This window comes from Actinomadura sp. NPDC000600, from assembly GCF_040492135.1.
Classification (GTDB): Bacteria; Actinomycetota; Actinomycetes; order Streptosporangiales; family Streptosporangiaceae; genus Spirillospora.
The window spans coordinates 184,127-203,501 of the sequence record NZ_JBEUPD010000007.1 but is presented as its reverse complement, the minus strand read 5'-3'; the positions used below and the strand labels follow the sequence as shown (position 1 = coordinate 203,501).

Genomic DNA, 19,375 nt, shown 5'->3' with positions numbered 1-19,375 from the left:
CCTGGAGGAGGACCCCTGATGAGCGAGACCGACGACCTGGAGCAGCCCGCCCCCGACGAGGCCAACGAGGCCGACGCCGCCGAGCAGCGCGCCGTCCTCGACGAGGAGGGCGGAGTCGAGCGGGGCCCGATACCGGACGACGCGAACGAGGCCGACGCCGCCGAGCAGCGGCTCGAGGTCCGGCTCGACGAGGACGACTACCGCTGACCCGCGTTGGCGTCCGGCACAGGAAGGAAGGCTGACAGAAGACTCGGTGCACGACCGCGCCGCGCTCCGCCGGGAATACACTGACCTGCGCGAAGGAACGCCGGCGGGCGCGGCCCGTGACCAACGGAGTTACTCGCGCGTAGGATGATGAGATTGTTTCCCGGCGACGGACGACCCCCATCCGTCCCAAGATTCGGTGATCGGAGAGTGTGGTGACCGCGACCCCGGACGCCCGCCCCCGTGGCACGAGACTGCCGCGACTGGCACGCCGCAAGCAGCTGCTCGGCGCGGCCCAGGAGGTGTTCGTCGCGCAGGGGTACCACGCGGCGGCGATGGACGAGATCGCCGAGCGTGCGGGCGTCAGCAAGCCGGTGCTCTACCAGCACTTCCCGGGCAAGCTGGAGCTGTACCTGGCGCTGCTGGACGAGCACGCCGAGGCCCTGGTGAAGATCGTCCGCGAGGCGCTGGAGTCCACCACGGACAACAAGCTGCGCGTGCAGGCGAGCATGCAGGCCTTCTACGACTTCGTGGCGGGCGACGGCGAGGCGTACCGGCTGGTCTTCGAGTCCGACCTGCGCAACGTCGCGCCCGTCCGGGCCCGCGTCGACCGCGCCAACCAGCAGTGCGCCGAGATGATCGCGCAGGTCATCGCCGAGGACACCAACGCCCCGGCCGAGGAGGCGCACCTGCTCGGCATGGGCCTGGTCGGCATGGCCGAGGTCAGCGCCCGCTTCTGGCTCTCCCAGCACCGCGCGATCCCCAAGGACACCGCCGAGAAGATCATCGCCCGGCTGGCCTGGCGCGGCATCTCCGGCTTCCCCCGCACCACCGACCAGGGCTGACCGCCGCCGGGGGTGAGGGAAAGTTCACCCTCGGCACAACCGGGCGTCGGCACGTCCGGCGATCTCCGTGCGACCATCGGAAGGCGAGCCCGCCGGCGGTCGGCGGGACGCGCCGGACGACGGGAGGCAGCGCGTGCAGGTTCGCATCGGGGTCCAGAACGTGGCCAAGGAGCTCGTGGTCGACACCGACCAGACGGCCGACGAGGTGCAGGACGCGCTCAAGGCGGCGCTCGCCGACGCGCAAGGCGTGCTGGTGCTGAAGGACCGCCGCGCCGGCCGGGTCGTCATCCCCGGGGCCCGCGTCGGCTACCTGGAGATCTCCGAGGACGAGCAGCGCAGCGTGGGCTTCGGCACGCAGTACGCCTGAGCCGCCGGACCCGGGTTTTACCCCCTTCCCACTCTCCTTGACCTGGGTTTTGTTTCAACCTGGCAGGAGGGGCATATCGACCACCGACCCGGGCCACCGGCCCACGGAAAGGAATGGTTGATCGATATGCTCACGACGATCCTTTGGTTCATCGTGGTCGGTGCCGTCATCGGAGCCGTCGCGCGGCTTCTCGTCCCCGGCCGCAACCCGATCGGCATCCTGCTGACGATCCTCATCGGTGTCGCCGGCGCCATCCTCGGCGGCGTCGTCGCGGACGCCCTCGGAGCGGGCACCATCGTCGCGCTCGTGTTCGCCGTGGTGATCGCCGCGCTCGGCGTGGCGGCGCTGACCGCGATGAACACCCGAGGCCACGGCCGCGGCCGCGGGTGGCGGACCAAGCACCGGACGTTCTGACCCCGCGCCACCCCGGTGGAAGCCCTCGCCCCGGCGGGGGCTTCCGTCATTCCGGATGTCCGGATGTGGCCGTCGCCGCGCCGTCCCCCGGCCGGTCCGGAACCCCCGTCCCGCCGGGCCTGTAATGCCTGGCGGGCCCGGGACGGAATAGATGAAACCATGGAAACGTTGGGCACGGTGACCGGCTATTGGTGTAAGCGACTAACGGTCGGTACACTGCGTCGCGGAGTGTGACCGCACGCAGCCACAGCGAGTGACTGCTTTCAACCCCTGACTGCGGTCGCCGAAGGATTTTGATCAACGGCTGGTCCCTCCCGCGCGAGCGCGCGGCCACAGGAACGGCGGACAACGCCGACTGGGCGGCGTCACGCCGGCGAGCCGCGCCGCACCCGGGAGCGGAGACCCCGCATATTGGAGGCTGAAAGCCCTGACTACCTTTCGTGAACTCGGGGTCGTACCCGAGATAGCAGACGCCCTCGAAGCCGAAGGCATCGTGGAGGCGTTCCCCATCCAGGAACTCGCCCTGCCCATCGCACTGGGCGGGCACGACATCATCGGCCAGGCCCGCACGGGCACCGGCAAGACCCTCGCGTTCGGCGCCGCGCTGCTGCAGCGCATCGAGCACGGCGGCCGCGAGCCGCGCGCGCTCGTCGTCGCGCCGACCCGCGAGCTGGCCCTCCAGGTCACCGACGACCTGCTCGTCGCCGGCGGCAAGCTCGGCACGCGCGTCCTGTCGGTGTACGGCGGGCGCGCCTACGAGCCGCAGATCGAGGCGCTGCGCGAGGGCGTCGACGTCGTCGTCGGCACCCCGGGACGGCTCCTCGACCTCGTCAAGCAGAAGCACCTCGACCTGTCCAAGGTCGGCGTCCTGGTGCTGGACGAGGCCGACCGCATGCTCGACCTCGGCTTCCTGCCCGACATCGAGCGGATCATCGACCGGATCCCGGCGCAGCGCCAGACCATGCTGTTCTCGGCGACGATGCCGGGCGAGATCGCCGCGCTGTCGCGCCGGTACCTGACCCGTCCGACCAACGTCCGCGCCGAGTCGCACACCGAGTCCGACGCGACGCCGCAGGTCGTCCAGCACGTCTTCCAGGCCCACCAGATGGACAAGCCGGAGATGCTGGCCCGCCTGCTGCAGGCCGAGGGCCGCGGGCTCACCATGGTCTTCTGCCAGACCAAGCGGGCCTGCGACCGGGTGGCCGCCGACCTCGCGCAGCGCGGCTTCGACGCCGCCGCCGTGCACGGCGACCTCGGGCAGAGCCAGCGCGAGCGGGCCCTGCGCGCGTTCCGCAACGGCAAGATCGGTGTGCTGGTGGCCACCGACGTGGCGGCCCGCGGCCTCGACGTCGACGACGTCACCCACGTCGTGAACTACGAGTGCCCCGACAGCGCCGACACCTACGTGCACCGCATCGGCCGGACCGGCCGCGCGGGCAAGGAGGGCGTCGCCGTCACGCTCGTCGACTGGTCCGACCTCGTCCGGTGGAAGCTGATCAACAGCACGCTCGACCTGCCGTTCGCGGCGCCGGAGGAGACCTACTCGACGTCCCCGCACTTCTTCGAGGTGCTCGGCATCCCCGAGGGCACGAAGGGGACGCTGCCCGCCGACAAGCGCAACGGCCGCGCGGGGCTGGACGCCGAGGAGCTGGAGGACATCGGCGAGACGGGCAAGGTCCGCAGCCACGACCGCGGCCGCGACCGTGACCGGGACCACGAGCACGAGCGTCCCCGGCCGCGCCGGCGCAAGCGCAACCGCACCCGGACGCGGGCGGGCCAGCCGGTCGAGGCGACCGCGCGGGAGACCGAGACCGCCGCCGCCACCGACAACGTGGTCGACGCGGTCGCCACCGAGCGCAAGCGCAGCCGGACCCGCCGCCGCACCCGCGCCGGCAAGCCGGCCGCGACCGGGAGCGGCACCGCCGAGACGTCCCAGACCGCCTGACCGGCGGCGGAGCACACGGCCGCGAGACTCAGCCAGGTCTCGCGGCTCGCGTTCTCCCCGGGTCTCCCCCCTCGCGCATCCTGAGGGCGAGGCCCGGATGGTCGGTGACGAGGACGGCGACCCGCGGATCGCCGAGGAACCGGCGCATGACGGGCTCGGCGTTGACCGTCCAGATCATGGCGGGGATCCCGGCGCGCCCGCACTGGCGCAGCACGCCGACGCGGGCGAGCCGGTGGTTGAGGGCGACCATGTCGGCCCCCGCCCGCCGGATCAGCCGCAGCGGCGCGAAGTCGTGCGCGGCGCCCCGCTCCCACAGGTTGCGCCCGACCGACAGGGCCGTGCGCACCCCGGGGAAGCTCTTCTTGATCTCCATGAGGGACGTGATCTCGCGGGTCGTCACCACGAAGTTCTCGGTGCCGAACGCCTCCACGGCGAGCGCCACGGTCTCGTGCTCGCAGCCGCGCTCCTTGAGGTCCAGGTGCCCCTGGGCCCGGCCAGCGATGATCTTCATGGCGTCGGCGACCAGCGGCACGGGGCGCACCGCGAGCTCCTGGATCCGCGCGTAGCTGAGCCGGTTCAGCCGGAGCCCGCCGATCTCGGGGTCGTGGTGGACGACGAGGCGGCCGTCCCCGGTCCGCCTGATGTCGATCTCCACGTACTCGGCGCCGGACGCGGCGGCCTCGCCGAGACCCGTCAGGCCCGCCTCGTCACGGCGGTGCGCGGAGATGGCAGGCATGGCGACCACGCTGGTGACGCTACCACCGAAGATTTCTTACCGAAGCACGTAGCCACCCATTGACTAAGGTTTCCACCGTGAGTACGCCCCGGTTCGTGAGTCTGCCCCCCGGTGTTCGCCGGACGACCGTCGAGACCTCCCGCGGCCCGTTCGCCGCGCTGGAGGCCCTCCCGGGATCGGGCGCGCCCGACCGCTGCCCCGCCCTCCTCGTGCCCGGCCTCACCGGGAGCAAGGAGGACTTCCTCGCCGTCCTGGAGACCCTCGCAGCGTCCGGCCGCCGCGTCGTCGCGATCGACATGCGCGGGCAGTACGAGACGCTCGGCCCCGACGACGAGAGCGCCTACACCCGCGCGGCCCTCGGCGCCGACGTCGCGGCCCTCCTGACGGCCCTCGGCCCGGACCCCGTGCACCTGGTCGGCCACTCCTTCGGCGGCCTGGTGTGCCGCGAGGCCGTGCTCTCCGGGGCCCGCCCCGCGTCCTTCACCGTGATGAGCTCGGGGCCCGCCGCCGTCGGCGGCCAGGCCGCCGCCAGGGCCCGCGCCCTGCGCGACGCCATCCCCGAGCTCGGCATGGAGCAGATCTGGGAGCTCAGCCTCGAACCCGACTACCTCGGCCGCGGCGTCCAGCGCGAGATCGTCGCCTTCCTCAAGGCCCGCACCCTCGGCAACTCCGAGAAGGGCCTGACCCGCATGGCCGACGAGATCCTCACCGCCCCCGACCGCGTCGACGAGCTGGCCAAGCACTGCGCCGACACGGGCCTGCGCACCCTCGTCCTCTACGGCGAGGACGACGACGCCTGGGACCCCCGCGAGCAGGCCGCGATGGCCGAAAGGCTCAACGCCTCCAAGGTCGTCATCCCCGGCGCCGCCCACTCCCCCGCCTGGGACGCCCCCGAAACCACCGCCGCCGCCCTCCTGTCCCACTGGGCCGACACCGAGCGCGCCCTCAAGTAGCCGCGCCCGGACGGGCCGCTCCGTCATCCGAGTTCGGCGAGGTCCTGCTCGGTCAGGGTGAGGGCGCCGGCCGCGATGTTCTCCTCCAGGTGGGCCGGTGAGCCCGTGCCGGGGATCAGGAGGATGTTCGGGGAGCGGGCGAGGAGCCATGCCAGGGCCACCTGCGGGACGGTCGCGCCGTGCCGGGCGGCGACGGCCTCCAGGTGCTCCGCAGTGACCGGGGTGAACCCGCCGACGGGGAAGAAGGGGACGTAGGCGATCCCCGCCTCCGCGCAGGCGTCCACGAGCGGGTCGTCGTCCCGCTGGGACACGTTGTAGAGGTTCTGGACGCACGCGATCGGCGCGATCCGGCGGGCCTCGGCGAACTCGGCCGGAGTGACGTTGGAGACTCCGAGGTGGCGGATGAGGCCCTCCTCCCGAAGCGCGAGCAGCGTTTCCAGGGGTCCGGCCAAGGGCGTCTCGCTCCGGTCGAGGTCGCCCATCCGCAGGTTCACCACGTCCAGGCGGTCGACTCCCAGCGAGCGCAGGTTCGCCTCCACGCCGCGGCGCAGGCCGTCCGGGGCGAGGCCCTTCTTCCGCTCCGCGGGAAGGGCGAGATCAGAACCCTCGACCAGCGCGCCCACCTTGGTGACGATCACAAGGTCGTCCGGATAGGGGTGCAGGGCCTCCCGGATCAGCTCGTTCGCCGCCACTCCGCCGCGCGAGTAGTAGTGCGAGGTGTCGATGTGGTTCACCCCGAGCTCCACGGCCCGGCGCAGGATGCCCAGCGCGGTCTCCCTGCCGGGCGGGTCTCCCTTCGGCCATCCGGTCAGCTTCATCGCGCCGTAACCGATCCGCGCGACCTTCAGATCTCCGCCCAGCGTCCAGCTTCCAGCAGTCATGATCATTGACGATAGACGCCCAGCACGGAGATCGCGCCTTCTTGACCTCAAGTGAGGTTGAGGTTCTACGGTCGGGGGCCGTGAGCAGTTACCTGGTGACCGGGGCGACGGGGCGGGTGGGGCGGCACGTCGCCGCGTCCTTGGCCGAAGCGGGCCATGCCGTCCGCGCGCTGGTCCGCGACACCGCGGGCGCGCCCGCCGGGATCGACGCCGTCAAGGGAGACCTCAGCTCCCCTGAGACGCTGGAGCGCGCCGCCCGGGGCGTGGACGCCGTCTACCTGATGTGGCCCGGCCTTCCGGTGGACTCGCGCGCCGTCGACGCGATCGCACGCAGCGCCCGGCACGTCGTCTACCTCTCCACGGACGTGGCCGATCTCGCGGACGGCGAGCCCGCCGCGTCCTTCCATCAGGAGATCGAGCGGCTGATCCGCAGGTCGGGGCTCGCCTGGACGTTCGTGCGCGCGATCGACTTCGCCGCCAACACCCTTGCGTGGGCCGACCAGATCAGGCGGGGCGTCGTCCGCTGGCCCTACGGGGACGCCGCGCGCTCCCTGATCCACGAACGGGACATCGCGGACGTCGCGGTCCATGCCCTCACCACCCCCGGCCACGACGGGGCCGCCTACGTCGTCACCGGCCCCGAGTCGCTCACCCACCGGGAGCAGGTCCGCATCATCGGCGAGGTCGTCGGACGCGAGGTGCGCTGGGAGGACCTGCCCCCGGAGATCGCCCGCGAGCAGCTGACCGCCGCCTGGGGCGACGCCGCCTTCGTCCAGGCCCGGCTGAAGGCCTGGCAGGGCTTCGTGGACGAGCCGGAGCGCGTGACCGACACCGTCGAACGCCTCCTCGGCCGCCCGGCCCGCACCTTCCGCCAGTGGGCGGAAGACCACGCCTCCGACTTCCGCTGACGGGATTCCCGCCCGCGGGGTCCGCCACGACCGGCGCGTGGAGGGCTGGCCCTCTCCCCGGCCGGCCCCCCGGGAGCTCCGGAAGGACCACTGCGCGGCTCCCTAGCCGATTCGCCGCTTCATGGCGCCCCGGATGAGCCCCATTCGCCCAACGTTCGCCTACGCGATCTCCGAAGGCCAACCGCGCTCCTTAGCTTCCTCTTGCCGGAGGGCGAGCAAGGGAGAGCGCCATGGAGCACAGCCCCGCAGTCCGGGGTCGCGGGATCAGGAAGACCTTCGGGGACGTGGTCGCGCTCGACGGCGTCGACCTCGACGTGGCCGAGGGGCAGGTCCACGGCCTGGTCGGCCCCAACGGCGCGGGCAAGACGACGCTGCTGGGCCTGCTGCTGGGCCTGGCCGTCGCCGACGGCGGAAGCCTGGAGATCCTGGGCGCGCCGGTGGGACGGACGCTCGCCGTCCCCGGCGGCGTCGCGGGCTTCGTGGACGGCCCCGGGCTCTACCCGTCGCTCACCGCGCGGCAGAACCTCGCGGCTCTGGCCTCGCTGCGCGGGCACGGCTCCCGCGACGCCGGTGTGGACGACGCGCTGGAGCAGGTCGGGCTGACGGACGTCGCCGATGACCGCATCCGGGGCTTCTCGCTGGGCATGCGCCAACGGCTGGGGCTGGCCGCCGCGCTGCTGACCGAACCGCGGCTGCTCGTCCTCGACGAGCCGGCCAACGGCCTCGACCCGGCCGGGAAGCGCCACGTCCACCGCGTCATCACCCGGCTCGCCGCGGACGGGACCGCGGTGGTCCTGTCCAGCCACCGGATGGACGACCTCGCCGCGCTGTGCTCCGAGGTCACCGTCCTCGCCACCGGGCGGGTCGTCTTCTCCGGGACGGTGGGCAAGCTCGCCGCCGAGAGCGGCGAACTGGACTACCGGCTGCTCACCTCCGATCCGGACGCGGCCCGCCGGGTGGCGGCGGACCTGCCGGGGCTCGCCGTCCCGTCCCGCCGCGACGGCGCCGGCCGGCAGGACGCCGACGCGCTCGTGGTCCGCGGGGCCGTGCCGGTCATCGAGGACCTGGTGGTGCGGCTGGTGGAGGCCGGCGTCGCGCTGCGGGAACTGGCGCCCGTGGTGCCGCCGCTGGAAGCCGCGTTCCTGGCCCTGACCGGAACCGGACGGACCGCCGCGACCGACGCGGCCGACGAGGAGGACGCGGCGTGACCATCGCACCCACCCGGATCGAGGCGAAGCCCGCGCCGCTGGTGCGCGGCTACCGGTTCGAGCTGGTCAAGCTGCTCTCGCAGTGGCGGACACGGCTGATGCTGCTCGTCTGTTGGATCGGTCCAGCCGGCTACGTGGCGGTGGTGAGCCTGCAGAGCATGCTGCCCACCGACACGGTCTTCGGCCGCTGGATGCACGCGACCGGCTGGGCGGGGCCGCTGGTCGTCCTCGACTTCTCGTGCAGCTGGGCGCTGCCGCTGCTGACGGCGCTGGTGGCCGGCGACGTGTTCGCCGCCGAGGACCGGCTGGGCACATGGCGCCATCTCCTCATGGCGGTCCGCTCGCCGCGGCGGATCTTCGTGGCGAAGGGCCTCGCCAGCGTCACCGTGCTCCTCCTGCTGGTGGCGGGGCTGGCCGGGTCGGGCATCGCCGGGGGCCTGGCGGCGGTCGGCGGCCATCCGCTCGTCGGGCTGGACGGCCACCTCCTCTCCCCGGGGGACGCGGCCGGCACCGTGCTGCTCGCGTGGGCGTGCGTGCTGGCGCCGACGCTGGCGTTCGCGGCCGTCGGCCTCCTCGGATCGGTCGCCCTGGGCCGCTCCCCCATGGGGCTGCTGATGCCGGCGCTGCTCGCCTTCGCGTTGCAGCTCGCGCAGCTGCTCCCGCTGCCGGTGGCCGTTCGGACGGCCCTGCCGAGCCACGGCTTCCTCGCCTGGCGCGGCCTGTTCACCAGCCCCGTCCAGGCCCGCCCCCTCGTCATCGGCCTCGCGGTGAGCCTGGCGTGGGCGGTCGTCGCCACCGCGCTGGCCTACCGCCTGTTCCTGCGCCGCGACTTCACCGACCCGTCCTACGAGGGGTCGGGACGGCGCGTCCTCGTCGCGGGAGCGCTTCCGCTGACGGGCCTGGTCGTCCTCACCTTCGCGTTGGTCAGCGCCACGACCCCGGCCGAGGGCTCCGGGATCGAGCGGACGAAGGTCCAGAACTCCCTCGCCACGGTGTACGGCCACCTCTACCGGTTGCAGACGCGGCAGCTCCACCGTCCTGACGTCACCGAGGCGGAGCTGCGGGTCACCGCGTCCTGCGACAAGGGCGGATCCCGCGTCGCCGACGAGGGGCCGGGCAACGACTGGCGGTGCGTCGTGTCCTGGCACCTGCCCGGGGCGACCGCCGTGGGCAGCGCCATCTACCAGCTCGACGTCACCGCGAACGGGCGGTACGTCGCCGACGGCGACGGCCCCAAGGAGGTCAACGGCTACTTCCAGATCCGCACCCCGACCGGGGACGCACCCAACCCCCTGTGGCAGTTCGACGGGCACGTCGACCTGCTCGCAAGTGCTCCGGAGGAGTAACAGATGCACGTCACGCGCCAACGCGTCCCGAAGGCCCGGACCGGGCTCTTCGGTTCGCGGACCGGCCGCCGGACCCGCCTCGTGGCGGCCGGCACCGCGGCCCTCACCCTGGGCGGCGGCGGAGTCGCCCTCGCCTCCACCGAGGTGTTCGGCTCCAACCAGGTCGGCTCCACCACCGAGGACGGCGGCCTGCAACTCGCCAGCGACCAGATCATCAAGCCGATCGGCGACCGCCTGCTCGTCGACAACGGCAAGCTGCTCGCCTCGACGGTCAGCCCGGACGGCCGCCACCTGGCGGCGCTCACCAACGACCGGGGAATCGCCCTCACCATCGTCGACCTGAAGACCTACAAGATCCTTCAGCAGGCGGGGACCGACAAGTCCGCCGGCGTGCGCATCAGCAGCAACAACGTCGGGCAGGAGGGGCCGGCCTACTCGCCGGACGGCAAGACGCTGTGGCTGCCGCAGGCCACCGGCTTCAACCGCTTCCCGGTGAAGGACGACGGCACCCTCGGCGCCCCCACGTTCATCACCATCGCCGCTCAGGGCCAGAAGAAGGCCATTCCCGCCCAGGCCGTCTTCGCCGCCGACGGCGCGACCGTGTACGCAGCCGTCAACGGCCAGAACCGCGTCGTGGCGATGGACCCCGCGACCGGCGCGATCCGGCGGAGCTGGACCGTGGGCACCGCACCGCGCGGCCTGGCGCTCGTCGGGGGCAAGCTCTACGTCAGCAACGAGGGCGGCCGTCCGGCCAAGCCCGGCGAGACGACGATGAACTCCTACGGCACCGACGTTCCGGCGAACCCGGACACGGGGGCGACGACCACCGGCACCGTGAGCGTGATCAACGTCGCCGAGCCGGACGCCGAGGTCCGCTCCATCGACGTCGGCCTGCACCCGACCGCGCTGCACGCGGCCCGCGGCGCGCTCTTCGTCACCGACACCTTCGACGACCAGGTCTCGGTCATCGACACCTCCAAGGACAAGGTCGTCCAGACGATCGCGACCCGGCCCTGGCCGCAGTCCGACGTCGGGTACGCCCCGAACGGCGTGACCCTCACCAAGGACGGCCGCCTGCTGGTCACGCTCGGCCGCGCCAACGCGGTCGCCGTCTACCACTACACCTCGCCGCAGGCGCCGGTCCGCTACGTCGGCCTCCTCCCGACGGACTACTACCCGGCGGAGGTGACCACCGTCGGCGAGAACGTGGTCGTCACCAACATGCGGGGCATCGGTGAGCGCGGCCCGACGCGCACCATCGACAAGGGCGCCGGGACGAAGCCGGCGACCGGCCACAACACCCACGACTCGACCGGCTCGCTGCTCCGGTTCCGGCTGCCGTCCGACAAGGTGATCGCCAAGTCCACGGCGACGGTCTTCGCGCAGAACGGCTGGGGCAGGAACGACGTCAAGCCCGCCAAGGGCAGGCCGCAGCGCGCCGTGCCCGTCCCGCGGCGCCTCGGCGACCCGTCGACCATCAAGCACGTCTTCCTGATCGTCAAGGAGAACCGCACCTACGACCAGCTCTTCGGCGACGACCCGCGCGGCAACGGCGACCCGTCGATGGCGCAGTTCGGCGAGAAGGTGACCCCGAACCAGCACGCCCTGGCGCGCCAGTTCGGCCTCTACGACAACACCTACTCCATCGGCACCAACTCCGCCGAGGGCCACAACTGGCTGGTGCAGGCCGACAACCCGGAGTACACCGAGTCCAGCGCCGGCCTGTACGAGCGCAGCTACGACACCGAGGACGACGCGCTGGGCCACCAGCGCACCGGCTTCCTGTGGACCGGTGCCGCGGCCGCCGGCAAGAGCGCCCTCAACTTCGGCGAGTTCACCCAGTTCCTGACCAAGCCCGCGGGCGCGACGTGGCAGAAGTTCTACTGCGACGCCCGCACCATGGCGGACACCGGTCAGAACACCGCCCTCAAGACCGACACCCAGTCGCCGATCCCGTCGCTCAACAAGATCACGGTGCACGACTACCCGAAGTACGACACCAACATCCCGGACATCTACCGGTACGAGATGTGGAAGCGGCACTTCGCGGCCAACGGCCCGGCCAACCTCAACATGTTCTGGCTCTCCAGCGACCACACCGGCGGCGCGCCGAACTCGGTCGCCCAGGTCGCCGACAACGACCTGGCCGTGGGCAGGATCGTCGAGACGATCTCGCACAGCAAGTGGTGGAAGGACTCCGCGATCTTCGTGATCCAGGACGACACCCAGAACGGCGTCGACCACGTCGACGGCGCGCGCGGGCCCGTCCAGATCATCAGCCCGTGGGCGAACCACGGCACGGTGGACAGCCGCTACTACACGCAGATCACCATGATCCGCACCATCGAGCAGATCCTCGGGATCCAGCCGATGAACCAGAAGGACAGCGCCGCGACCCCGATGAGCCGGGCCTTCACCACCAAGCCCGACTTCACGCCGTTCACCGCCAAGCCCAACCAGGTGCCGCTCACCGACGGCCTGGCCACCCCGCCGGCCTGCGGCAACGACACCCCGACCGGAGCGGCGTCGGCCAAGCCGGCCGCACTGAGCGCCGACCAGCAGCGCATCGCCGACGCGTGGACGGCCTGGCAGCGCAAGCAGGCCCAGAACGGGTCGACCACGATGCCGGACCGCGCCAACCCCGTGATGATGGACCACTTCACCTGGTACCAGTCGCACGACTGGGCCACGCCCTACCCGGGTGAGAAGAAGGTCCTCACCCCGGACGAGGTCCCCGGCCGCTACCTGCCGTCCCCGGAGACCGACGGCTGATCTCCGCGACCCCACGGCCCGCCGGCGACCCCGGCGGGCCGTGCCGCCGTTCACGGGGCCTGGAAGTAGTGCCCCTTCTCCAGATCGTCGATGAGGCTCGGGCCGGTCGGGCTCCACCCCAGCAGCTCGCGGGTCAGCGCGCTGGACGCCGGAGCGTCCATGCCCACGGCTCCGGCGAGCCACCCGAAGTGCCCGGCGGCGTCCTCAGGGGCGATGGACGCCACGGGCAGGCCGAGACGGCGTCCGATCACTTCGGACACGTCCCGCAGCGACACGCCCTCATCGTCGTTCGCGTGCAGCGCCGACCCCGCCGGGGCCTTCTCCAGCGCCAGCCGGAACAGCCGCGCGGCGTCCGACACATGCCCCGCGGGCCATCGGTTGGCTCCGTCCCCGATGTGTCCGGAGACGCCCTTCTCGCGTGCGATGCCGACCAGCACGGCCACGAAGCCCGGGTCGCCGTCGCCGTGCACCGTCGGTGGAAGCCGGACGATGGACGAGCGGACACCGCGCGCCGCGAACGAGAGCGCGAGCTGCGCGGTGGCCTGCCGAGCCTGCACCCCCTCCCCTTCGACGGGCTCACGCCCGTCCTCCTCGGTCGCCACCCGCCCGGGCGCGAGCCCGAGCAGGCCGGAGGCGAGCACGAAGGGCTTGTCCGTCCCGGCGAGCGCACCACCGAACGCCTCGACGGCCCGGCGGTCGGCCTCGGCGGCCTCCTGGAACCCGCCCGCGAACGCGATGTCGTGCTTGAACGCGAGATGGACCACACCGTCCGCCGCTTCGGCCCCCTCCCGCAGGGCGTCGAGATCGTCGAGCGTGCCGCGCCGCACCTCGACCCCGGCCGCCGCCAGCTTGGCGGCCGCGGAGTCCGACCGCGCGAGCCCGATGACCTGATGCCCCGCGCCGATGAGTTCCGGGAGGAGCGCCGAGCCGATCCAGCCGGACGCCCCGGTGACGAAAACGCGCATGAGAAACCTCCAACGACCCGATCCATCGTCCAAGCGACGACAGTCACTGTCATCACCATAGCTCGCCTATGACAGTGACTGTCATCGAGCTAGGATCGAGGCCATGGGGCGATGGGAGCCGAACGCGCGGGGCCGGCTCGAAGAAGCGGCGCTGGACCTCTACGGCGAACGCGGTTACGAGAAGACGACGGTCGCGGAGATCGCCGCCCGCGCAGGCCTCACCGAGCGGACCTTCTTCCGCCACTACGCCGACAAGCGCGAGGTCCTGTTCGCGGGCTCGTCCCTGCTCCAGGACGTCCTCACGAAGGCCGTGGCCGACGCCCCCGACGGCGCGTCACCGCTCGACGCGACGGCCGCCGCCCTGGACGCCGTCAGCGCGATCTTCGCGGGCCGCCGCGCCCACGCCCGCCGCCGCCAGGCCGTCATCAACGCGAACACCGAACTCCGCGAACGCGAACTGATCAAGCTGGCGACCCTGGCCTCCACCCTGGCCGACGCCCTCCGCCGCCGGGGCGTCCCCGACCCGACCGCCCCCCTGACCGCCGAAACCGGAATCGCCGTCTTCAAGGTCGCCTTCGACCGCTGGCTGACCACGCCCACCGACCAGGAACTGGCCGAGATCCTCCGCGAGTCACTCGCCACCCTGAAAACCGTGACCGCCGCCTGAGCCCTCCCCACAGCGCTTCAGGCCCACGGTGCAGCACTTAGAACCAGACGCACACCCGCCTTGCAAAAGGGCCCCGCCCCCGGCACCGGCCGGAACCTTGCCCACCGGTGTTTCAGTAGGGACCGCCCGCACGGAAGGCTTCAACGATCTGCATCGCCTTCTCTTCACTGACCTCTTCCAATTCGTCATCGAAACTCGCATGCTCCCACTCGACGATGATGCCGGTACCATGCCATTGAAGATCCCGATGCAATGCTTCGTCCACGATGCCGATCTCGTCCGAGGTGCGCCGTCGAACTATTCCGTGTGGAGCATCGACCGTCTTGCCCCCGCCGGTGATCGCATAGTAGATAACCTTCTCCTCAGACATGCCCGCTAGTACCCTTCTTTCCGGTAGTTCGCTATATCGCCGACGTCAGCAGGGATGGGAATACCAGCTGAAACCTCCCGCTGGAAGGCTTTCAGCTTCACCCTCTCCTGACCGCCGGTCAGCGGATTCCTTTGCCGCTCATATGCCTTATGAGTCAACTGCTTCGCCTCAAAGCTCTCCGGTGTATGGAACTGAACTTCGAACAGCTGACCGCTCGGCGTTCGCCATCTGGTATTTACGCCTTTATATTCCGAGGCACCCCAAGAATTTCTACAAAAAACCATCTCATGGCCATCACCCTTTAGTCCGCCGACAATCTGCCGATATCCCTGAGTGTACGAATCGACGGGAATCTGGTAGGTATATCGAAGACCGTCCGATATCGACTCCGCCGCCTCAGTAGGACTCTTGCGAAGTTCGGCCGCAAGTTTCTCGGCCACCTTCTCCTTGAACCTTTCTTCGCCCTTTAAACGATACTCAAGGCCAACCAGTTTCACATCAGCCATCTCGGCTTCCTGCGTCTTCAATCCATCAGTAACATCGGTTTCTTGATCGCGCAAGCGGCCGAGAGAACGATCAACGGCATAGTTCTCTTCGAAATTCAGATACTGATCGCCGTCTCCACGCCAGGAGCCGGGCTCGTCTCCTGAAAGGTCGCTTGGTCCTTCGCTCGTGCCTTCCCCCTGGAGGTCCTCACCTTCGTCGTTCTCTTCCGGCGGTCTGTCAGGAGTCCGTTCCGCTCCGAGGTCGGCCCACTTGGCTCTCATATCGTCGACGTGTTCGCGCCACGCGTCACCGCTCTCTGCCGTCTCGGCATCGGTGGTCTCGGCGTCGGCCGCGTCCTTCTGTCCCTCAGAGGAGAGTTCGTCCCGACCAGCCGATTCATCCTGCGGCTCCGTCGAACCGGTCTCGGTGGGCCGGCTTGCCGCCTCGCCGGATGCCCCGCGGTCTTCGAGCTCCTCCCAGCGGTCACTCCCCGAGGAGTTCTTCGGCTCGTCTTCGGGCTCCGGCGCGGCATCCTTATCGCGAGCATCGTCGGACTCGTCCTCGGCGTCCTCGTCCGCGAGTTCCTCAGGTCGCTCCGCACCCCCGCGCTCTCCGCTTGTGACGGTGTCCTCGGTCTCGACCGGATCCTCGTCCGTCTTCTGTTCTGCGTCCTCCCCCGGCGCGGCGGCCAGGGGCCGGTCGTCTTTCGGGGTCTCCGTCTCTGCTTCGGTTCCGGGCTTCTCACCTGGAGGCGGTGACTGCTCGTTACGCCGCTGGATTTGGGCTTCGCGGGCGGCTGCCAGGCTTGCCAGGCGGGACGGCTGTCCGGGTGAGCCCGGTTGGTCGACAGGACGCCATACCCTGTCCCGGGCAGGCGGCTTCTCGACGTTCTCGGTACCGCTGTCAGAGGTGTTGCCGGTGCGGTCGACACCCACGCGTGTCAGCCCTTTCGACTGCCGGACGAATGCGGCGCCGGTGCCGAACGGTGTCCAGATGCCTGCGGGGTGCTGGCGCCGACTTACCTCCGAGAGACTGGACCAATCCGACTTAGGCCGTCAAGTCTCCTTCGCGGGCATGTCGGACGAGCCTCCAGGGCATCTGGAGCGTCCAGGTCACCGGACGGGATCGGTCCTGCGGTGGCTCTGCCGAAGAACGGTCTGAGTGGTGATCCACGCGACGAGCACGAAGCCGAGAGAACCTACGAGGGCCCAGGCACGGGCGTCGGAGCCGACGTGCCTGCTCATGTCCGCGTCCATTTCCATTCCCCAGGCCAAGAAGGCGAACGGCAGCCACATCACTGCCGCGGCGCCTTCGATGATGACGACGGTCCTGAGCAATGCGTGACGGTGTCCGGCGCGGGCCGGCCGCTCGATCAGCGGCTTGTTCACCCCCGCGAACGCGAACATGAGCGCGACCGCGCCCGCGAGCCAGGCCAAGATCGTTCCCACCCCGATGTCGGGGGCGTCCCCCACGCCCAGTTCACTGATCACGACCGCGTCGTAGGAACTCGGGGCGGCCAAGGAGAGCAGCAGGTCGAGCACGGCGACGGCCGCGAGGGTGAGCCCCGGCCTGTGCGTGAGGTTCCACAGTCCGAAAGAGAGGAGGACCGCCAACGCCAGGACTCCTCCCAGCCAGTGCGGGCCTTCGTCCAGGAGGATCATCAGGCCGATGGGGTCGGCGAAGTCGCGTGGCAGCAGCACGACGGCGGCGACGGCCACCCAGGCGGCGGTGAGAGCGCCCCGAACCGCGACCGGATGGTCACGAGCACCGCCCGGTGCGGTGTCGATGCGGGTCTCGGGCCCTGGGGCGGACGGCCGATCCAGGGCGGGAGGTCGTTCGCCCTCGTCAGCGACGGCATTGAGCAGTTCGCGGGCCTGCGCGGGAGACGGCCGGTCGGCGGGGTTCTTGCGGAGCAGGCCGTTCAGGAGCTGTGCGAGTGGTCCACCGCACTGGGGCGGGTCGGGTTCCTGGGTGGCGATGGCGATGAACAGAGCGCCGTGGGTGGGGGCGGTGAACGGTGGGCGCCCCTCCACAGCCGCGTAGAGGGTGGCGCCGAGCGCCCACAGGTCCGAGGCGGGGGTGGCGGGCTCGCCGTGCACCTGTTCCGGGGACATGTAGGCGGGTGTGCCCAGTACCGCGCCCGAGCGTGTGAGGGTCGCGTCGCCTTCCACCGCCGCGATGCCGAAGTCGGTGAGGACGACCCGGTCGCCTTCCAGCAGCACGTTGGCCGGTTTGACGTCGCGGTGGACGATGCCCTGTGCGTGCGCGGCCGACAGCGCGTCCAGCACCGCCAGCCCGATCGCGGCGGCCTGGCGCGCGGGGAGCCTGCCCTGCTCGGCCAGCAGGGCCCCCAGCGACCGCCCCCGGATCAGTTCCATCACTATCCATGGGCGGCCGTCCTCGCCCATCACCCGGTCGTAGACCGTGACGATGCCGGGATGCCTCAGCCGGGCGGCGGCCCGGGCCTCCCGTTCCGTCCGCGCGTACCAGACGGAGCGTTCCTGCTCGGTGACCTGCTCGGCGATTCGCAGTTCCTTGATGGCGACCTCTCGGCCCAGCTCGGGGTCGCGGGCCCGCCACACCGATCCCATCCCGCCCTGCCCGATGAGCCCCAGGTTCTGGTACCGGCCCGCCAGCACGCCATCGCCGTCCCAGCCCATGATCGGACTTTACAGTCCCCCGTTCGTCCCCGTGGGCGGTGCGGCGTCGGGAGCCAGCAGGACGCCGGGGTTGAGGATTGCTCCCGGGTCGAGGGTGGATTTGACCGCGCGCAGGGCGGCGGCGAAGGGGGCCGGGCGCTGGCGGTCGTACCAGGGGCGGTGGTCTCGGCCGACGGCGTGATGGTGGGTGATGGTGGCGCGGTGGGCGGAGATGACGTCGGATACCGCGGTTTTGATCTCGTCCCACTGGGACACCGTGGAGCCCCAGCGGCCGGACGCGTAGACACCGAAGTAGGGGGCCGGGCCGTCCGGGTAGACGTGGGTGAAGCGGCAGGTCACCACGCCTTCGGCGCCGACCGCGCGCATGGCCTGCTGCGCTGTCGAAAGGACCGCCTCGCGCAGGGCGGGGAAGGCGCTCCAGGTGCAGGCCGTCTCGAAGGTCTCGACGATCATGCCGTGGGCGGCGAGGGCGTCGCGCTGGTAGGGCATGCGCAGGAACGCGGTGCGCCAGGTGTCGGACGCGTCGCGCTTCGAGCGGGGCTGCGGGTCGCCGCCGTGGTCGCGGCACGACTCCAGTGCCCGTTCCAGTGACGCGTCGACCGGGTGGTCGGCTGATTCGAAGCCCAGCACGAGCACCCCGCCCGGTGCGTCGGTGCCTGCGTTCAGCAGGGCTTCCATGGGATCGAGCAGGCGGCAGTTCGCCGGGTTCAGGCCGGACTGCGCCAAGGCCCGGGTCGCGGCCACGGCGTCGTCGTAGTCGTCGAAGAGGACGGACGCTCCCGCGCGCCAGCGGGGCCGTTCCTGCAGGCGCATCCACGCTTCGGTGATGACGCCCAGGGTCCCCTCGGAGCCCAGGAACAGCCGGTCGTGGGACGGGCCCGCGCCCGAACCGGGCAGCCGCAGCGACTCGCTCACTCCCACGGGGGTCACCACCCGCAGGGATTCGACCAGGTCGTCGATGTGGGTGAGCACGGTGGCGTAGTGGCCGCCCGCGCGGGTGGCGAGCCAACCGCCGAGCGTGGAGAACTCGAAGGATTGGGGGAAATGCCGCAGGGTCAGTCCGTGCGGCCGCAGCCGGTCCTCCAGCGCCGGGCCGTAGACGCCCGCCTGGATCCGGGCCGCCCTGGCGGTGGTGTCGATGTCGAGGACGTCGGCGAGGCGGCCCAGGTCGAGGCTGATCGCGGGCCCGGCGAAGCGCGGCTCGACGCCCCCGACGACCGAGCTGCCGCCGCCGTAGGGGATGACGGCGATCCCCGCGCCGGTGCACCAGTCCAGGACGTCGACCACGTCGCGTTCGGTGCGTGGCCTCAACACCAGATCGGGGACCTCGCCCACGTCGCCCAGCAGGTTGCGGACGACGTCCCGGAACGCCTTGCCGCGCGCGTGGCCGAGCCGGTCGGACGGGTCGTCCGAACAGAGGGCGGCCAGCGACGGGGGCGCGGCGATCCGCGGGGGGCGCAGGTCCAGGTCGCCGATCGCCGGGGGCTCGTGGTCGAGCAGTTCGGCGCCGGGGAGCAGCGCCGCCACCCGCTCGACCAGCGCCGCCCGCTCCGCACCCGCGACCGCGTCCCGCAGATTTCCCCAACCCCACCAAGACCGCATCGCACCATGATGCGCCATGGCGATGCGGGACGCCCCGGCACGTCGG

General features: G+C 71.2%; 18 protein-coding genes. 11 read left to right on the top strand and 7 right to left on the bottom strand.

Annotation, left to right across the window (positions count from 1 at the left end):
* Positions 1 to 18: 18 nt before the first annotated feature.
* The 5 genes from ABWI07_RS13350 (at position 19) to ABWI07_RS13330 (ending at position 3,775) form a co-directional block, all read left to right on the top strand.
* Complete coding sequence (locus tag ABWI07_RS13350) at positions 19 to 207, top strand: Rv3202a family protein (RefSeq protein WP_149263487.1); 189 nt, start codon at positions 19 to 21, stop codon at positions 205 to 207.
* A gap of 212 nt (positions 208 to 419) precedes the next feature.
* Positions 420 to 1,049 (top strand): TetR/AcrR family transcriptional regulator, encoded by a 630-nt coding sequence (locus ABWI07_RS13345; RefSeq protein ID WP_141577962.1) that lies wholly within the window; start codon positions 420 to 422, stop codon positions 1,047 to 1,049.
* Positions 1,050 to 1,182: 133 nt separating this feature from the next.
* Positions 1,183 to 1,416 (top strand): DUF3107 domain-containing protein, encoded by a 234-nt coding sequence (locus ABWI07_RS13340; protein WP_149263486.1) that lies wholly within the window; start codon positions 1,183 to 1,185, stop codon positions 1,414 to 1,416.
* Positions 1,417 to 1,542: 126 nt separating this feature from the next.
* A complete protein-coding gene (locus tag ABWI07_RS13335) occupies positions 1,543 to 1,830 on the top strand; it encodes a GlsB/YeaQ/YmgE family stress response membrane protein (RefSeq protein WP_149263485.1) in 288 nt (95 codons plus the stop codon).
* A 493-nt stretch (positions 1,831 to 2,323) separates the two neighbouring features.
* Positions 2,324 to 3,775, top strand: a complete 1,452-nt coding sequence (locus ABWI07_RS13330) for a DEAD/DEAH box helicase (protein WP_235037281.1) — start codon at positions 2,324 to 2,326, stop codon at positions 3,773 to 3,775.
* A gap of 28 nt (positions 3,776 to 3,803) precedes the next feature.
* Here the strand turns inward: ABWI07_RS13330 and ABWI07_RS13325 are convergent, their stop codons facing one another.
* On the bottom strand, positions 3,804 to 4,511 hold the full coding sequence (locus ABWI07_RS13325) for a glycerophosphodiester phosphodiesterase (RefSeq protein WP_235037293.1): 708 nt from the start codon (positions 4,509 to 4,511) through the stop codon (positions 3,804 to 3,806).
* Positions 4,512 to 4,588: 77 nt separating this feature from the next.
* Here ABWI07_RS13325 and ABWI07_RS13320 point away from each other — a divergent pair, with 77 nt between their 5' ends.
* Entirely contained in the window at positions 4,589 to 5,464 is an 876-nt protein-coding gene (locus ABWI07_RS13320; RefSeq protein WP_149263482.1) for an alpha/beta fold hydrolase, read from the top strand.
* 23 nt (positions 5,465 to 5,487) lie between these two features.
* Here ABWI07_RS13320 and ABWI07_RS13315 read toward each other — a convergent pair whose 3' ends face one another.
* Positions 5,488 to 6,345: an oxidoreductase gene (locus ABWI07_RS13315; protein ID WP_149263481.1), complete on the bottom strand. Its 858-nt coding sequence runs from the start codon at positions 6,343 to 6,345 to the stop codon at positions 5,488 to 5,490.
* 80 nt (positions 6,346 to 6,425) lie between these two features.
* Between ABWI07_RS13315 and ABWI07_RS13310 the strand changes: the two genes are divergently transcribed.
* The 4 genes from ABWI07_RS13310 (at position 6,426) to ABWI07_RS13295 (ending at position 12,579) form a co-directional block, all read left to right on the top strand.
* Complete coding sequence (locus ABWI07_RS13310) at positions 6,426 to 7,253, top strand: NmrA family NAD(P)-binding protein (protein WP_353818692.1); 828 nt, start codon at positions 6,426 to 6,428, stop codon at positions 7,251 to 7,253.
* 230 nt (positions 7,254 to 7,483) lie between these two features.
* On the top strand, positions 7,484 to 8,461 hold the full coding sequence (locus ABWI07_RS13305; RefSeq protein WP_149263480.1) for an ABC transporter ATP-binding protein: 978 nt from the start codon (positions 7,484 to 7,486) through the stop codon (positions 8,459 to 8,461).
* A complete protein-coding gene (locus ABWI07_RS13300; RefSeq protein WP_353818691.1) occupies positions 8,458 to 9,807 on the top strand; it encodes an ABC transporter permease in 1,350 nt (449 codons plus the stop codon). The genes ABWI07_RS13305 and ABWI07_RS13300 overlap by 4 nt, the downstream gene beginning before the upstream one ends.
* Positions 9,808 to 9,810: 3 nt before the next feature.
* Positions 9,811 to 12,579, top strand: a complete 2,769-nt coding sequence (locus ABWI07_RS13295; protein WP_353818690.1) for an alkaline phosphatase family protein — start codon at positions 9,811 to 9,813, stop codon at positions 12,577 to 12,579.
* Between the two features lie 50 nt (positions 12,580 to 12,629).
* On the opposite strand, the gene ABWI07_RS13290 is transcribed toward ABWI07_RS13295, so the two are convergent.
* On the bottom strand, positions 12,630 to 13,544 hold the full coding sequence (locus ABWI07_RS13290) for an SDR family oxidoreductase (protein ID WP_353818689.1): 915 nt from the start codon (positions 13,542 to 13,544) through the stop codon (positions 12,630 to 12,632).
* 103 nt (positions 13,545 to 13,647) lie between these two features.
* On the opposite strand from ABWI07_RS13290, the gene ABWI07_RS13285 reads away from it, so the two are divergent.
* Positions 13,648 to 14,211: a TetR/AcrR family transcriptional regulator gene (locus ABWI07_RS13285; RefSeq protein ID WP_353818688.1), complete on the top strand. Its 564-nt coding sequence runs from the start codon at positions 13,648 to 13,650 to the stop codon at positions 14,209 to 14,211.
* 112 nt (positions 14,212 to 14,323) lie between these two features.
* Here the strand turns inward: ABWI07_RS13285 and ABWI07_RS13280 are convergent, their stop codons facing one another.
* The 4 genes from ABWI07_RS13280 to ABWI07_RS13265 form a co-directional block, all read right to left on the bottom strand.
* On the bottom strand, positions 14,324 to 14,581 hold the full coding sequence (locus ABWI07_RS13280) for a hypothetical protein (RefSeq protein ID WP_353818687.1): 258 nt from the start codon (positions 14,579 to 14,581) through the stop codon (positions 14,324 to 14,326).
* 5 nt (positions 14,582 to 14,586) lie between these two features.
* Positions 14,587 to 16,002: a hypothetical protein gene (locus tag ABWI07_RS13275; protein ID WP_353818686.1), complete on the bottom strand. Its 1,416-nt coding sequence runs from the start codon at positions 16,000 to 16,002 to the stop codon at positions 14,587 to 14,589.
* Between the two features lie 177 nt (positions 16,003 to 16,179).
* Positions 16,180 to 17,727 (bottom strand): serine/threonine-protein kinase, encoded by a 1,548-nt coding sequence (locus ABWI07_RS13270; RefSeq protein ID WP_353818685.1) that lies wholly within the window; start codon positions 17,725 to 17,727, stop codon positions 16,180 to 16,182.
* 9 nt (positions 17,728 to 17,736) lie between these two features.
* Positions 17,737 to 19,329, bottom strand: a complete 1,593-nt coding sequence (locus ABWI07_RS13265) for an FAD-binding oxidoreductase (protein WP_353818684.1) — start codon at positions 19,327 to 19,329, stop codon at positions 17,737 to 17,739.
* Positions 19,330 to 19,375: the final 46 nt, after the last annotated feature.